Raw genomic sequence first — 15,544 nt, forward strand, 5'->3', positions numbered from 1 at the left:
TCCAACGCGGAGCCCACACCAGCACCCGCGCGCTCAACCGCGACATCCGCGCCTGGATCGAGACCTGGAACGACAATCCCCGGCCCTACGTCTGGACTAAGACCGCCGACCACATCCTTGACTCCATCGCCCACTACTGCAGGCGAATTAATGCCTCAGGACACTAGGCACCCGTACCCAGATGGGTATGCGGTATGTCAATCCGTGGTCGGTCATGGCCACAGTTCACCAACCGGCGTATTAGAGCGGCGCTAGGGAATTTCCTAACAGACTCCTAACGGCACAAGCAGGCACGATGGTCGTGTGCGGGTACTGGTGGTGGAAGACGAACGACTGCTGGCCGACGCGATCACCGCCGGACTACGCAATCACGCCATGGCTGTCGACGTGGCCTACGACGGTGACACAGCGCTGGAACGTTTGGCGGTCAACGACTACGACGTCGTCGTCCTGGACCGGGATCTGCCGCACGTGTCCGGCGACCAGGTCTGCACCACCCTGGTCGAATCGGGATCCGATACCCGGATCCTGATGCTCACCGCCGCGGCCGCGGTCAGCCAGCGGGTAGCCGGGCTCGGCCTCGGCGCGGACGACTATCTGACCAAGCCGTTCGACTTCGCCGAACTCATCGCCCGCATCCACGCCCTGAACCGACGGGCCCGGCCTCCAGCACCGCCGGTACTGCAACGCGGCGGTATCCGCCTCGACCCGCACCGCCGCGCCGTCACCCGTGACGGCGAACCGGTGTCGTTGTCCCGCAAGGAGTTCGCTGTCCTCACCGAACTGTTACGCGCCGACGGCGGCGTGGTCTCCGCCGAACAACTCCTGGAGAAGGCGTGGGACGAACACACCGATCCATTCACCGGCGTCGTCCGCTTCACCATCATGATGGTGCGCCGCAAGCTTGGCGACCCACAGATCATCGAAACCGTCCCCGGCGCTGGATACCGCATCCCATGACCCGCCGGTGGCGCTCGACAATCCGGGTCCGGCTCACGCTGCTGTACGCCGGGGCGTTCGTCCTTGCCGGCGTGATGCTCGTCATCTTCATGTTCATCTACTTTGGACATTCACTCGACGCGCACGCGGCCAGGCGGGCAACCATCACCGAACAGATCACAGCCGACTTCCTGAACGCAGCGGACGCTCACGACAGCCAAAACGTCGACCAACTACACGAGGCGCTGAAAGGCCGGTTTCAGCAAGACCGCGACGACACACTGCACGCCATGCTGATCTGGTCATTGATCTCGCTCGGGGTCGTTGGCGTCGCTGCCGGTGGGCTCGGCTGGCTGCTGGCCGGGCGGGCGCTGCGTCCCCTGCAGCAGATCACCGCGACCGCTCGCCGGGTCGCCGACCGCAGCCTGCACGAACGCATCGGACTCGACGGACCGCATGACGAGATCAAAGACCTCGCCGACACCTTCGACGCCATGCTCGAGCGGCTCGACCGCTCCTTCGATGGCCAACGCCGTTTCGTCGCCAACGCTTCCCATGAACTGCGTACTCCATTGACGATCAACCGCACGCTCATTCAGGTCGCACTCGACACCCCGAACACGCCGCACGCCACCCGACAGCTCGGCACCACACTGCTCGATGTCAACCAGCGCCACGAACGCCTCATCGACGGCCTGCTCGTACTGGCCACCAGCGACCAGCCTCTCACCGAGCGCAGCCGGGTCGACCTTGCCGAGATCACCCAGTACGTCGCCGCCATGTCCAGCGACGCGGCGCGCGAGGCCCGAGTGCAGATTCGCACCACGATCGCGTCCGCACCTGTGGTCGGCGATCCAGTACTGCTGGAACGCCTTGCACAGAACCTGCTCGACAACGCGATCCGTTACAACATCGCCGAGCACGGCTGGATCTCGATCACGTCCAGGATCGAGTCGGGGCATGCCTGCCTCACGGTGGAAAACACCGGCACCACCGTGCCCGGCGATGAGGTCGACAAGCTGTTCGAACCGTTCCAGCGACTGGGTCCAGCCGACCGGCTCGCAGATCGGGGCCGCGGCGCCGGGCTGGGCTTGTCGATCGTGCGTGCCGTCGCCCACGCCCACGACGGCCACGTGCACGCCCATCCTCGCCCCGACGGTGGTCTCACCATCCACGTCCGAATCCCTGCCGCGTCTTCCGGGCAGCCTGATCCTGAGGGACCGTAACGTCAACTCCAGGTTTGGTTCGCCTGCGCGCCGCGCGCCGGCGCCGGACGACGACCGAAACGACAATGACTTTGAGCAGGACGACAGCCAGCACGGAGATGACGGCGACAGTGGTCCATCGGGATGTGAGTACGGCTCCGGCCAGCCCGAGATGGATGGTGACAGCCAGGGCACCGGCCGCAATGAGGGCAATCACCGTTGCGCGCTTGCGCCGGTTTACGGCCCGTGTGTGGGGCGTAGCGGTGGCATCGGTGGGCTCAGCCGCGGACCAGGCCACGGCCAGGTTGTCACGCCTGCCGAACCGTTCGATATGTCCGGTAAGGAGTTGCCGAACCTGGTCGAGTTTCTCGTGATCGCAGGCTTCCACCTGCAGTGTCAACACTTCCGGAGTGGCCCGCAGCACGCATCGTCCCCAACCGAAGTCGACGGTTCCTTGGGTGTCTGACCATTCGACGTGCATCTCCTTCGGGAGAACATGCCTTTGCATACCGTGACCGGGTAGATGCCGCCCCTTGTTGCTGAAGTGCCGGCAGAGTTGCACCAGGTACCGGCTCGAACGGTCGGTCCTGACTTGACCTTCCACGCTCAACATGCCGCTCAGATCCTCGTGACGGCGACGAGCCAGGCTCGGATACCAGCCGGGTCCGTGGTGATCTCGATCGTGGTCGGCTCGATCGAGTCCACGTGCCAGCCGTCGGCGAACGCGGCGTGGACGTCGTTTCGACTTACCCGATGTACGCGCGGCCACCCCTCGTTCGATTGCCGATCGCTGAAGCACAACATGAAGTAGCGCCCGTTCGGCCGGAGCGCAGATCGCAGGCTGTCGACGAATGCGGTGCGGTCATTGCCACCGAAGATGTGGAAGAGTCCACAGTCAAGCACCGTGTCGAAGGATTCTCCCAGCTCGGCCAGGTTGCGTGCGTCCCGCTGCAAGAAGCGGACCACGTGTCCTCGATCGTGCGCTTTGTCCTTCGCGGTTCGCAATGCCGCGGAAGCCAGGTCCACGCCGATGGCATCCAGGCCGAGATCGGCTGCCATCAACGCGTGCTCGCCCGTACCACAGCCGACATCGAGCACCCGCCCGCGAATGACACCCGCCTCGGCGAGTGCCTGAAGGGCTGGCTGCGGATGGCCAATGTCCCACGGCGGCGGCGTGGCGTACAGGTCTTCAGGTCCTGTCGCGTGGTGTGCCTGAACCATGTCCTGCTCCTCTCGATTCCCAGTTTACGATACATGTTGTCTCCATCGATACAAGCTGTATACCGATCGGCGATATGTATACTTGGCGAATGCCGAAGCTGTGGAACGAGACGATCGAGGCGCACCGCCGCGCGGTGCGCGACGCGACGTTGGACACCACTGCGACACTGGTTGCCGAGCGGGGAATTGCGTCAGTGACGATGTCACTGATTGCCGAGAAGACCGGTATCGGACGCGCGACGCTGTACAAGTACTTCCCGGATGTCGAAGCGATCCTGTCCGCCTGGCACGAACGGCAGATTGCCGGCCACCTCCAGCAACTGACCGAGGCGCGCGACAAGGTCGCCGATCCCAGCGAACGCCTGGAGACGGTATTGCGCGCCTACGCGCTCATTCACCAGCGGCGCGTCCGCCACCATCAGAACCAACCGCACGGCAGCGAACTGGCCGCACTTCTCCACCCTGACGAGCACGTAGCCCGAGCGCAGCAGCACCTCCGCGACATGTTCCGGGATCTACTGGTCGACGCGGCACGACAGGGCGACATCCGCGGTGACGTGACACCCGAGGAACTCGCCAGCTATTGCCTTCACGCTCTGACCGCGGCCAGCACTCTGCCGTCGGAAGCCGCCGCACACCGACTGGTCGCCGTAACCCTGGACGGACTGCGTTCCGCGCACTGACGTTCTCGCGTTCCATCAATACGTATCGGCTCGTCAAACCAGCGCAAAGGGACAACGGGCACTTCCAGACATGCCGGTGTATACCTTAGTGGGGTATGGTACCGGAGGTAGCTGTGTCCGAGCTGTGGCGCACTGGCTATGAAGTGCAGTTGGGGCGATGGCGACTCGCCAGCAGAGTCGTGATTGGACTCTGTTGCCAGATCATCGTGCCGGCACTGCACATCATCGCTACTCGACACGGTGAGCACGGACGTACGCACATAACCGTATCGGCGGTCGAAGCACCGCCATGCGCACAACAAGGCTGAGCCGATCCGAGTCATCAGGAGGTATCCATGCGTAACCTCACTCCACTCGCCCCGGCTGATGCGCCGCAACGATCCAGCGAACTGCTTGGTGAGATCATCGACCGGCACGGGTCAGTGGGTGACATGGTCGCGACCATGGCGCACTCACCGGCCCTGCTCCAGGGATATCTCGACCTGTCCAAAGCCATGAAGCGGGTCAAGCTTCATCGACAGCTGAGCGAGAAAGTTGCCTTGGCCGTACAAAGCTGGATCGGATGCGAGACCTGCCTTGCGGCGCATACCGAGGCTGCCCGCGCGGCAGGCTTGAGCGAGACCGATATCGTCCTGGCACGAGAAGGCGCCGCAACCGACCGCCGAGAGTCCACACTGGTCTCCTTCGCACTCCGCGTTCTCGCCGAACCGGGATCGATCACCGGCGACGACATCGCAGAACTCCGCCAGCACGGCTGGACCGACCGGATCATCGTCGAAGTTGTCGGTCTCGTCGCACTGAACCTGATGACCGGAGCGTTCAACCTCGTCGCAGGCATCGAACCCACATCTCAACCCGCCAACGCAAAATGAGCGCGGTCTAACGTCCGGCTCCAGTCCGAACCGGCGACCAGAGGTCAGCGGGGTCGGCCGACGAGCTCGCAACTGCGCGGCGGTGGTAGCGCTTACGGCTGGAGGTTCCCATGTTCAGGTTCGGACGTCGTCGAACATAGCCTCGCCCACTGTGGTCGCCGACGCCCGGCAAGCCATCGGGTAGCCACCTCTGGTGAACCGAGATCGGCATTCAGCCACCGCAACGCACGAAGTCTTCGACCACCCGTCCGTCGAGCAGTTCCTTCGGCGTTTCGTCGCTGTTGAGGGTGACGATGTACTGGAATCCTTCAGCGGCCGCGTACTTGGCACCCAGGTGGAGTGCCGAGGCTCGTTGGCGTTCGCCGACCCGTCGAACAGTAGCTGGATCGCTGCACGTCGAAGACCAGTCCAAGGTCCAGCATGGCAGCGGACATTCAGCCGCCTGCTCGAAGAAGCGCTCAGCCCCACAGACCCGATCACCTAGTCAACGAGCGTGTCCGGCTCGCTCCTACTTGGAACTGCTTGCGCACAGTCTCAGCAGAGACCAGTCCCTCGCACGATCATATTGCCATCGACGAGGACGGACACGACGCGCTGTCTCATCGCGCCGACCGAGACCCTTCGACAAGCCACTGAGGACGGACTGGTTGGTCGGATTGAACACACCCGTCTTGACGTCGTCCGAGCGGTTGGGTGCCCGCGTCCACTTGGCCCGGTGGCTGCTGAACGGTCGGCGTGGTTGTGAGCCTGGTTCGGTGGTGACGACGGGTCTCGTCGACTACGGTTGACACCGTCAAAACCGGACAAAACGGAGGTAGGGTGCTCGAGATCAGCGGATTGACCTGGGCGGTCACCATCGGCCTGATCCTCGTGTTGCTGGCTGTGGACCTCGTTCTCGCCACTGTCCGGCCGCACCGGGTCGGGTTCCGTGAGGCGACCCGGTGGTCCGTATTCTACGTGCTGGTCGCAGTCGCTTTCGGAGTCTGGTTCGCGGCGGTGTACGGCGGCGGCGCCGGCGCCGAGTACTTCGCCGGATACATCGTCGAGAAGAGCCTGTCGGTCGACAACCTCTTCGTCTTCGTCATCATCATGACCACGTTCGCCGTGCCGGAAGAGCACCAGCACAAAGTGCTGACGTTCGGCATCGTCCTCGCCCTGGTCATGCGAGCGATCTTCATCGCGCTCGGCGCCACGCTGCTCGCGTTGTTCTCGTTCATGTTCCTGCTGTTCGGCCTGCTGCTGATCTACACAGCCATCCAGTTGTTCCGGCACCGCAACGAGGACCCCGACATCGAGAACAACGCCGTCGTGAACACCGCCCGCCGGGTCGTGCCGGTCACCGACGAGTACGTCGGCAGCAAGATCTTCACCCGTGTCGACGGCCGCAGGGTGGCCACCCCGCTATTTATCGTGCTGGTCGCCATCGGCGGCGTCGACCTATTGTTCGCACTGGACTCCATCCCGGCGGTGTTCGGCGTGACCGAAGAGCCCTACATCGTCTTCGCCGCCAACGCCTTCGCCCTGCTGGGCCTGCGTGCGCTGTTCTTCCTCGTCAAAGGCCTGCTCGACCGGCTGGTGTACCTCTCGGCCGGGCTGGCGGTGATCCTGGCCTTCATCGGCGTCAAACTGATCCTGCACTGGGCCCACGTCGACATCGACCAACGAGTACCGGAAGTGCCCACCCCGCTCAGCCTCGGCGTCATCATCGGCATCCTGGTGATCGCGACCGTCGCAAGCCTCATCAAGACGCGCCGCGACCCCACAGCCAAAGCGCATGCCGGCTCGCTGCGAGCCCATCCGGCAGCCAAGCCCGGCGACACACAGCCCGATCACTGACACAGCGGGACCGGACGCGGGAATCAGCGTTGCGATGCCTGTGGACGAAGTCGACGGCCACCTGACGAAGTTTGACGTTCGTCTCCTGGGACCGCTTGATCAGGCGTTGGATCGCCTTGTCGGCGCTGAGATCTGCAGCGCTAGTCCACACAAGGGTGTGCCCGTCCAGATTGAAGGACACCATGCGTCCCGTGGCGATAGGGGCCAACCGCAGAGACACACCTCGCCGCAGTCTGCGACGCTGCAGTGACGAGGTGCGACAGCTCGACACTGCGACCGACAGTCTGCATCACGAGTCAGCGTCAGGCACGCAACGTATCTGTTTCTGGTAACGCGGCGTGAAACGTTGGCCGGTCGCGCTCTCGATAGACAAGCACAGGTGGCAGCTGCTCATCCGTATCCCAAGTAGCCAGGATGTGAACACTTGCACATCGAAAGCCTCACCCTGGAAAACTTCCAGTGTTTCGGACCGGGCCGAACGGTGATCAACCTCCAACGCGAGCTAACTGCGTTTATTGGAACGAACGGGTCCGGCAAAACCGCTGCTTGCCAAGCGCTGCTGCGGCTGTTTGGTGTCTCCACCGGAGATCGCACCATTCGGGCAGACGACTTCCACGTCCCGGCTGGCGAAGTCGCGGTGCCTGCCACCCGCACGCTAACTATCGAGGCAGTTCTCGCCTTTCCTGAACTTGAGAACGACGACCAAGACGACGAGGACGCCGTCGCGGAGTTCTTCCATCGTATGGCAGCGACCGACGACGGGCTGCTCAAGTGCCGCATCGTTTTGGAAGCGGCCTGGGAGTCAGATGGCACCCTCGATGGTGCAGTAACTGAAGAACGTAGAGTTGTACATACATTCGCAGAAGAGTACGGCGAGGACGACTGGACACAGTTTCCCAATGCCGAACGTGCCCGGATTCAGATGATCTACGTTCCGGCTTCCCGTGACGGTGCACGCCAACTCACAACATTTCTGCGCGGTCGACTGTGGCGGGCGGCACAATGGTCGCCCGAGCTTCGTGATCTCGTCGAAACGTCTGCTACGGACATTGCTGAGCTACTCGCCTGCGAACCCGCCATGTCCGTGGTTCAAACTGCTCTAACGGCCCGGTGGCAGCAGTTGCACGATGCCGAGACTGACGCCAGGCCGCGGCTCCGTCTGCTGGACAGTGATCTCACTCAACTGCTGCGCACCGCCGAGCTGATGTTCGAACCAAGTCATACCGGCCATGCACGACCGGCACGCTTGCTCAGTGATGGGCAACGGTCACTCCTACACCTTGCGCTCACCGCAGCTGCGTTGGACATCGAGAACGAAGTCGCCATCGGTCGGCACGCCAGCACGTTCGATGTCGGTTCAGCGAGATTGCCGAGCCTCACACTGCTGGCGGTCGAAGAACCGGAGAACAGCTTGTCGCCGTTCTTCCTGTCACGAATTGTCGGTCAACTCCAGCAGCTATGCGCGGGCAATCGTGCACAGGCGATCATCTCTAGCCACTCGGCAAGCGTGATGCCCCGCATTGCGCCCGAGAGCGTTCGCTACTTTCGCTTCGCCCCAGACGACGGCACGGCATTTGTACGCCCAATCAGCCTTCCGGCAGACAACACGGAAGCTGGCAAATACGTGCGTGAGGCCGTGCGGGCACATCCGGAGCTGTACTTCGCCAAGTTCGTCATCCTCGGCGAGGGTGACACCGAACAGCTCGTGATTCCTCGGATCGCCCAGGCACAAGGCATCACACTCGATCCGTCGTTCATCGCAATGGTTCCGCTCGGTGGGCGGCACACCAACCACTTCTGGCGATTGCTGAGTGACCTGGAGATTCCATATGCGACCCTCTTGGACCTCGACTACGGCCGGGCGGGCGGCGGCCCCGGTCGGCTGCGCGACGCCTGCAAGCGGCTAGCGGAGGCTGGTGTCGATGTCTTCGCCGGTCTCGACGGCTTCGGCACCGTCGACGAACTCACCGACGAACTCACAACTGACCAAATGACAAACGTCATGGCAAGTCTCCGCCAGTTCGGTGTTTTCTTCACCGCACCGTTGGATCTGGACTACACCATGCTGCGTACGTATTCGAACGCATACACCGCGCTCGACAAGGGTGAGCGCGGCCCGCGCAACAGCGATCCGACGGACGCAGTCCTCGGTGCCGCTCACACTCCCAAGCTCTACTGGACCCCGGAGGACCCAGCGAAGCGTGACGAACGCCTCGAAGAGCTGCAGTGGTACCGCTACCTGTTCCTATCCCGATCCAAACCAAGCACACATCTGCGGGCACTCAGCAGACTTACCGATGATCAGCTGAAGGAAGGACCACTGGTCATCAACGCATTGATCAAGTTCATTCGCGCGAGACTAGGAATATGAAACCGTGGCCGAGGTAACTAGCGACAACGGCGTAGCTGCTACCTCGGGAACTCTGAGCGTGCCACAGGCGGTGGCTATTGCGGCAGCTGCGTGGCAACCAACCGGTATCGACGATCTCGAACCTGCCGCATGGAAAGCATTGCGCGGCCCAGGTTGTGGGGCAGTGATCGCCGGCCCGGGCGCTGGCAAGACAGAGTTTCTCGCCCAGCGAGCCGCCTACCTGCTGCAAACAGGCATGTGCCCATCACCACGCCGCATCCTGGCTATCTCGTTCAAACGCGATGCCGCCGCCAACCTTGGTCGTCGAGTGCAAACCCGCGTTCCCGAACATGCCGAGCGGTTCGTGTCGATGACCTTCGACGCGTTCACAAAGGGCCTGGTGGACAAGTTCAAGTCCTCGTTGCCGCGCGACTGGCGACGCAGCAACAGCTATGAGCTCGTGTTCCCGTCCGGGCGTGAGCAGCGGGACTTCGTCAACTACTTGGCGTCGGTTACGCCTACTGCGTTGCGCCCGGCCTTGGACACCTTGCCACGGGACACTTTCTCCGCTGATGTCGTCGGTGCATGGGCCCTTCCGTTCGCACTACCAGACAGGGAACCTGCCTCCGCCAGTGCATTCGCGGCATTGACGTGGTGGCAGGAGCGGTACCTGCAAACAGGCACGCCGCACGTCGACTTCGTCATGCTCAACCGCCTTGCCGAGCTCCTGGTACGGGCAGTGCCGCACCTTCGCCGGGCATTGCAGATCACCTATCCGTTCGTGTTTGTCGATGAGTTCCAGGACACCACGCTTGCGCAGTTCTCGTTCCTCAAGTCCATCTTCGGCAACGGCACTGCCGTCACAGCTGTAGGGGACCGCAAGCAACGCATCATGGGCTTCGCCGGCGCACTGCCCAATGCGTTCGCACAATTCATCAGAGACTTCGACGCCACGCCCTATCCACTGTCGTGGAACTTCCGGTCGTCCCAAGGCTTGGTCGACCTCCAGCACGTGATCGCGAGCCGCCTGGACCCGACCACCATTCAGGTCATTTCCAGGACAACGGCTGAGCACGGGCACGAGCCAGTCAGCTTGTGGACCTTCACCGGCGTTGCCCGTGAGGCGGACTGCATCGCGAAATGGATTGCAGACGATCTCGCCCAGTCGCAACGCACACCAGCGGACTTCGCGTTGGTGGCCCGCCAGAAAGTGGCCGACTTCGAGGCGCGTTTCCGAGCCCGCTTGGCCGAACACAACATTCGTCTACGCAACGACGACGCCATGGTCGGCAAGATGCGACTGCAGGACCTGCTCAAGAACGACGTGGCTCGTCTGCTGCTGGGCATGCTGCGTTTGGCTGCACAGCCGAGCGGGCTCGGGTCGGTGTGGCTAGAAGCGTCCCGGACGATGGAACGAATCCATGGTGCCGCTGGCGACGACTATGCCGTTCGGCGAGTCAACGACGAACTAACGCAGACAATTAGGTCACTCCATAAGTGGCTCAACCAACACCCCGTTGACTCAACCTCCACATCAGACGTGATCGCACGTGGGCTCGAACTCGTCGACGTTGAAAACCTCCGCCGACATGCCAGAGCCGCTGCCCGCGGCGAGGACGTAGACGTCGTGTTCGATGCCTTCGACGCCCGGCTGGCTCAGGTCGCGGCGCACGCGTCGGACTGGGCAGCGGCCTTCGATGACTTTGAATCCGCGAATGCCGTCTCGCTTCTGACCGTCCACCGCAGCAAAAGCCTCGAGTACCACACGGTCTTCTTCCTCGGCCTGGACGACGATCAATGGTGGGCACACGACCGAGATGTCGACGGATCCACGTCAACATTCTTCGTCGGCCTGTCGCGAGCCGCCCAGCGGTTGATCTTTACGTCTACCTCGGCCTTCGCTCGCCGCGGCAAGATCGCGGACCTCTACGCGATGCTCGACGAAGCGGGTGTTCGCGAGCGACGGTGGATATAGGGCGCTACGCATCCACTCGGCCAGCCTGGTCCGCCACAAGCCAGGAAGACACGTCCCCTTAACCCCGCGGCAAGTCGCAGACTTCACCCTCAGCGAGTCCACAAAGGACAGTAATCTGCAGGAACAGAGAGTCCCTGCTCAACACAGGCCCGTTGCGGTCAGTTCACTGCAACGCAGCAGGCGACGCGCACATCCCAACGGCCCGCCACCGAAGCCAGAATCTCGACAACAGCCAGCAGTCCAAGACAATAGACAGTCCTCTTGAGACTACCTGCATGAAAACCCTAGCGGACTTGACGGCCGATCAAGTGCGTTGGCAGACGGCAGGTTCCCTGGTCGTTTCAGTGTCAACCGCCGGACACCAAACCCAGTCGTCATCTCGGGCACAATGACGATCTTCCGTGAAGAAGTCAGCCGTCACACCGACTCGCTGCCACCAACACGAGCTACCTACCCGGCGTCAGCATCTCCCTCCTGAGTGAACGATGGCGGAAGGAGGTCCGCGTACTCGCGCTTGACGTGGTCGAAGCCCTCGGAGATCGACGGGTCGTGCTCCAGAGCTTGCGTGACGAACTCCAGCCGACGCTTGTTCTCGTCGATGAGATCCCGCCACCGTCGGACATGCGCCCGGACCTTTGGGCGACCTGGCTTCTGTTCTGGGTCGAGAAAGCAGCCCATTTCGCCCGGCTTGAGCCGGTTCTCCACAAGCTCGTGCAAATCGGTGCCGACGAGGACGAAGTCCCAGTGCGATTGCTCGCTGGCGAACACCGGGTTGGCGAGAACGGTGTTGGCATAGTCCTCAACCTGATCGAGTTCGGCGCGCTTAATGGTCACATCTGGTGCCTTCAGCTCGACCACGAGGTGCCGAACCCGGTCGTGTTCGCGGTACCTGGTGGCAAGGTGTAGGTCGACGCGTCCGGTCTTGCCGCTCCAGCGCTTCACCGGTTCCACTCCCTTGACCGGCAGGCCTTCAAGCCTCAAATGCGTGCGTACCAATTCCGTCAAGCCACGTTCGCTGCTCATCAAGTGATAGCCCTCGCCGAAGATCCAGAGCTCACGTTCCAAGATCTTGTGCAGGTGGTCGCGTTCCCCCACCTCGGATGAGTCGTCCGGGTCGAACAGCAGGTGCTCGAGCCCGACCAGGAACTTGTGCCGGCTCGTTACGAGGTTGGCCGACCGGATGATCGCCGACATGGTCGTCTCGCTGAGCAGGCTGGTGAGCGCATCCCGATCCTCCGGCTTGAGCGCGACGAACTCGTGAATAATGGTCGTCAACTTATCCGGCTCGTGACGCAAAGCGTCCCTCAGCAACGCGAGAGTGAGGCGCGCGTCATCCCTACGCTTCGAAATATGCGGTACGAGTGTGCCAGACACTACATCGAACACCGCTCGTTCAATCCGCTCGGGCTCGGTCTTCGGGGCTCCCTTGTACGGGTAGACGCCGGTCGACTTCCACTGATCCACCTGCTCCCGCCGGCGTTCACGGCGCCTGCCGACAAAGTACTCACGGATCGCCTGCCGGGCCGCTTTCCAGAGATCAGAAACAGGCGAACCCGCCATGTCTCCGAGACTAAGAACGTCCAGGCGCTCGGAGGTCAGCCCGTCCCAGGTGATGTAAGCGGAGTAGGGGTACTGCCCTTCGACGTCGCTGCCAGGCTCCTCGTACACGAAGTGGTGCTCGTCAGGGCCGAAGTAGAGCGCCCTGTGCTTTCCCGAACGCCACTCGATGATCCGAACCTGGCACCGGTGCGTTGCCGATTTGTCCTCGAACTCGACCTCTATCGGAGTGTCGCGGAGGATCTCCCTCTGGGGATCAAGAGGCACGCCCTCGTACGTGATGGAGAGTTCGGGGTCGTTGAGCAGCACCGGGGCGAAATGCGACCTCAGCGTCATGGTGGCGATGTCGCTCTGCAAAACACCCAGGCTCCGCTGCTCCTGGTTCGAGATGGTGACCGTGGTCCCGGACTTCTCACCAGGAGCCGGGGCAACCTCCCAATGGACGCGATGCCGGTCGCTTCGATCTCCGATGATGGTGACGAGCTGCATGACACCCGCAGTGTTGGCGCAGCGGCTTTCCCACGCAACATGCGAGCCAAGGGCAAACGCTCGCAGGCGACCTTCACCGAGCTTGCCGTGCAGCTGGCGCTTTCCGTTCTTCGAACGCTGGCTCGTCTTCTTCCAGGAATCGCCGATGCGCCCGAAGGTCTGTTCAACCTCTTCCGCGGCGACGCCGTGGCCGTCGTCGATGACCTTCGTGGCGATGATCGCCTCGGACGAGTCGCGCTGCAGCACCACGAGAACGTCGGTTCCTTCAGCGTCAATGGAGTTCCAGACGAGCTCGACCACGGCACGAACCGGGTCACCCTCGTGGGCCAACCGACCGACCAGGTCGTCGCTCGTCGCAAGCACCATCTCCGGCATGGAACGACCTTACGCACGGAGCGCCACGTTCGCGCGGAGCGACATCCTCCGGATCGACCTGACGCGTGCCATGCGCGGTGCCGCCAAAACGAGCGTTCAGCGCATCCAATCTTCGATCAGATACTCCGCCCACCACAGCCAGACCGTCCGACGCCATATGAGAGTTGCAGACCTGGTCCGGCGCCGACTGGTACTCGGCGGATTAATCACGAGTACGAACCGGCAGCAACCTGAGCGGGCAGCCAAGTATGGGCCGTGCGGCTCGGCATAGGCTCTGCAACAGTCCGCTCAGCTACTGCTGGCTGTCGCTTCCGCGACGGTCGGACCGTCCAATGAGAATGGTGGCCAGGGTGACAGTGCTGCACCATTAGGTCTGGCCGACCTTGGTGTGGGTGCGCCAGCAGTCGGCCCTGTCGGCTGTGGCCTGCGCGGACGGCCGTGACGGCTGGTCCTGGCCGACCGGGTGCTGCTGACCTATTGACGGACGAACGTGACGATGCGGCAGATCGGCCGGCTGTTCGGCGTCTCGCATTCCGCGGCGCATCGCGTGGCGGCTCGCTGGGCCTGCTATTGGCGCTGGCGCCGGTCCGCCGACGGCGCATCGATCCGGTCGCGATGTCGACGACATTGGTGTCCACTCGCGATCATCGGGTCGCCGAGCGGTCGAAGAATTTCGACCAATCTGCAGGTCGCTATCGATACCGATGCCCTGAGGTGGCGACCTGGCTGCTGCGTCTGGCCGATCCCGGGTCCAGGTGGCTCACCAGCCAAGTCCTCACCATCGATGGCAGGCTCGAATTGCTCTGAGGATCCTCAATCAGCATGCTGTGACGTGGCTGCGGAGCAGGTCTGAGGTTGGCGGGTCAGGGCGGTCAGGGTGGCGAGCAAGCCGGGGAAGCGCTGCTCGAGCTCGGTCCGGCGCAGGCGGACGAAAGTGCCGTTGCCCGCGTCGCGCTGCGTGATCAGACCGGCCTCCCGCAACGCACGCCAATGGTGCGTCTTGGTCGATTTCGCCACCGGCATGCTGAACGAGGAACACGCTCGCTCGCTGTCCATCGGGTCGGCGGCGAGCACCAACGCGAACTCGGTGACCGCCTGCGCCGGCTACCCGCACACTCCGAGGTGCACGACGCGATCGCCCGGCTACGCGCCGCCGGCTTCCGTGTAGTCACCCTGACCAACTCCGTCGCCGCCGTCGCCGAAGACCAACTGCACAACGCCGGCCTACGACCGCTGATCGACGCGGTCTACTCCGCTGACAAGGCGGGCCGGCTCAAGCCCGCACCCGAGCCCTACCAACTCGTCCTCAAAGCCGAACAGGTCATCCCATCGGACGCGATCCTGATCGCCGCCCACGGCTGGGACATCACCGGCGCCGCGGCTGCTGGCCTCGCCACGGCCTTCATATCTCGCGATCACCGGCGCCCTCTGCCTGCCGCCAACGCACCCACTCTGACCGCGACCGACATCGACGTCGCCACCCAGCTCATCGCCCGCCACACCCACCGATAGCGGCACTTCCACGTGACTGACGGAGCGGCCCTGTCAGGCGGCGAAGGCGGTGCGAACGACGGACTCGTCGCCGTCGATCTCGATCAGTCGGCGCGGGCGTCGGTGAGGGTGAGGGCGCAACAGTTGGCGTGGACTGCGCGATGACCGCGACGTGTTCGAGGCCATGGCACCGCGATCCACACCAGAGCGTCCACCGCCCCGGCGGGCCCATCCGCCAGCGCCGCAGCGGTCACCGTCCAGGTCGGCGGGCGACGCCTCACTGTGTCGAATCGGGAGAAGGTCCTGTGCCCCGAGCCGGGGCTTACCAAGACCCAGGTGATCAGCTACTACTTCCAGATCGCGCCGGTCATGCTCTCTCATCTGACTGACCGGCCCATCGCGTTCGTGCTTTACCGGACGAAGCGTGTACGGCAGATTGCCGACCTGAGATACGGCATTCCTGGACCTGCCGTTGTCGAGAGTGTCGTGTAGCGAACTGTGTATGTACGGCGCCATATCCAGTGTGGCTGACACCCATGCGGCCTCGGTGC

The 15,544-nt window shown here is 63.2% G+C and carries 14 protein-coding genes and 2 pseudogenes; 11 read left to right on the plus strand and 5 right to left on the minus strand.

Annotated features, from left to right (window positions below; all coding sequences use genetic code 11):
* The 3 genes and pseudogenes from GC106_RS44280 to GC106_RS44290 form a co-directional block, all read left to right on the plus strand.
* Positions 1-167: pseudogene (locus GC106_RS44280) on the plus strand (IS630 family transposase); the annotation flags it as partial.
* A 136-nt stretch (positions 168-303) separates the two neighbouring features.
* Positions 304-960, plus strand: a complete 657-nt coding sequence (locus GC106_RS44285) for a response regulator transcription factor (RefSeq protein WP_173142213.1) — start codon at positions 304-306, stop codon at positions 958-960.
* Positions 957-2,165 (plus strand): sensor histidine kinase, encoded by a 1,209-nt coding sequence (locus tag GC106_RS44290; RefSeq protein ID WP_173142214.1) that lies wholly within the window; start codon positions 957-959, stop codon positions 2,163-2,165. The genes GC106_RS44285 and GC106_RS44290 overlap by 4 nt, the downstream gene beginning before the upstream one ends.
* Here the strand turns inward: GC106_RS44290 and GC106_RS44295 are convergent.
* Both GC106_RS44295 and GC106_RS44300 read right to left on the minus strand, forming a co-directional pair.
* Positions 2,104-2,757 (minus strand): DUF2218 domain-containing protein, encoded by a 654-nt coding sequence (locus GC106_RS44295; RefSeq protein WP_173142215.1) that lies wholly within the window; start codon positions 2,755-2,757, stop codon positions 2,104-2,106. The two genes, GC106_RS44290 and GC106_RS44295, sit on opposite strands and share 62 nt — an antisense overlap.
* Before the next feature lie 5 nt (positions 2,758-2,762).
* Positions 2,763-3,365 carry a class I SAM-dependent methyltransferase gene (locus tag GC106_RS44300; protein ID WP_173142216.1) on the minus strand — a complete coding sequence of 201 codons (603 nt, stop codon included), beginning with the start codon at positions 3,363-3,365 and terminating at the stop codon, positions 2,763-2,765.
* Between the two features lie 89 nt (positions 3,366-3,454).
* Here GC106_RS44300 and GC106_RS44305 point away from each other — a divergent pair, with 89 nt between their 5' ends.
* Both GC106_RS44305 and GC106_RS44310 read left to right on the plus strand, forming a co-directional pair.
* Entirely contained in the window at positions 3,455-4,048 is a 594-nt protein-coding gene (locus tag GC106_RS44305) for a TetR/AcrR family transcriptional regulator (protein WP_173142217.1), read from the plus strand.
* 335 nt (positions 4,049-4,383) lie between these two features.
* Positions 4,384-4,920 carry a carboxymuconolactone decarboxylase family protein gene (locus tag GC106_RS44310; protein ID WP_173142218.1) on the plus strand — a complete coding sequence of 179 codons (537 nt, stop codon included), beginning with the start codon at positions 4,384-4,386 and terminating at the stop codon, positions 4,918-4,920.
* 211 nt (positions 4,921-5,131) lie between these two features.
* Here GC106_RS44310 and GC106_RS49890 read toward each other — a convergent pair whose 3' ends face one another.
* A complete protein-coding gene (locus GC106_RS49890; RefSeq protein ID WP_173142219.1) occupies positions 5,132-5,332 on the minus strand; it encodes a DUF2326 domain-containing protein in 201 nt (66 codons plus the stop codon).
* A 407-nt stretch (positions 5,333-5,739) separates the two neighbouring features.
* Between GC106_RS49890 and GC106_RS44320 the strand changes: the two genes are divergently transcribed.
* The 3 genes from GC106_RS44320 to GC106_RS44330 all read left to right on the plus strand — a co-directional run bounded on the left by GC106_RS44320 (position 5,740) and on the right by GC106_RS44330 (position 11,081).
* Positions 5,740-6,756, plus strand: a complete 1,017-nt coding sequence (locus GC106_RS44320; RefSeq protein WP_173142220.1) for a TerC/Alx family metal homeostasis membrane protein — start codon at positions 5,740-5,742, stop codon at positions 6,754-6,756.
* Positions 6,757-7,180: 424 nt separating this feature from the next.
* Complete coding sequence (locus tag GC106_RS44325) at positions 7,181-9,127, plus strand: ATP-dependent nuclease (protein WP_173142221.1); 1,947 nt, start codon at positions 7,181-7,183, stop codon at positions 9,125-9,127.
* A gap of 4 nt (positions 9,128-9,131) precedes the next feature.
* On the plus strand, positions 9,132-11,081 hold the full coding sequence (locus GC106_RS44330; protein WP_173142222.1) for a UvrD-helicase domain-containing protein: 1,950 nt from the start codon (positions 9,132-9,134) through the stop codon (positions 11,079-11,081).
* A 450-nt stretch (positions 11,082-11,531) separates the two neighbouring features.
* On the opposite strand, the gene GC106_RS44335 is transcribed toward GC106_RS44330, so the two are convergent.
* Positions 11,532-13,502, minus strand: a complete 1,971-nt coding sequence (locus GC106_RS44335) for an ATP-binding protein (RefSeq protein ID WP_173142223.1) — start codon at positions 13,500-13,502, stop codon at positions 11,532-11,534.
* A gap of 442 nt (positions 13,503-13,944) precedes the next feature.
* Between GC106_RS44335 and GC106_RS44340 the strand changes: the two are divergent.
* A pseudogene (locus GC106_RS44340) lies at positions 13,945-14,208 on the plus strand (transposase family protein); the annotation flags it as partial.
* Positions 14,209-14,315: 107 nt separating this feature from the next.
* Here the strand turns inward: GC106_RS44340 and GC106_RS44350 are convergent.
* Positions 14,316-14,576: a helix-turn-helix domain-containing protein gene (locus tag GC106_RS44350; protein ID WP_312873395.1), complete on the minus strand. Its 261-nt coding sequence runs from the start codon at positions 14,574-14,576 to the stop codon at positions 14,316-14,318.
* On the opposite strand from GC106_RS44350, the gene GC106_RS44355 reads away from it, so the two are divergent.
* Positions 14,493-15,014 carry an HAD family hydrolase gene (locus GC106_RS44355; RefSeq protein ID WP_246368221.1) on the plus strand — a complete coding sequence of 174 codons (522 nt, stop codon included), beginning with the start codon at positions 14,493-14,495 and terminating at the stop codon, positions 15,012-15,014. The two genes, GC106_RS44350 and GC106_RS44355, sit on opposite strands and share 84 nt — an antisense overlap.
* Before the next feature lie 315 nt (positions 15,015-15,329).
* Positions 15,330-15,485 (plus strand): hypothetical protein, encoded by a 156-nt coding sequence (locus GC106_RS44360; RefSeq protein WP_173142225.1) that lies wholly within the window; start codon positions 15,330-15,332, stop codon positions 15,483-15,485.
* The last annotated feature ends 59 nt before the right edge of the window (positions 15,486-15,544 follow it).

Origin of the sequence: Kibdelosporangium persicum, assembly GCF_013280595.1 — a bacterium.
GTDB classification, from domain to species: Bacteria; Actinomycetota; Actinomycetes; order Mycobacteriales; family Pseudonocardiaceae; genus Kibdelosporangium; species Kibdelosporangium persicum.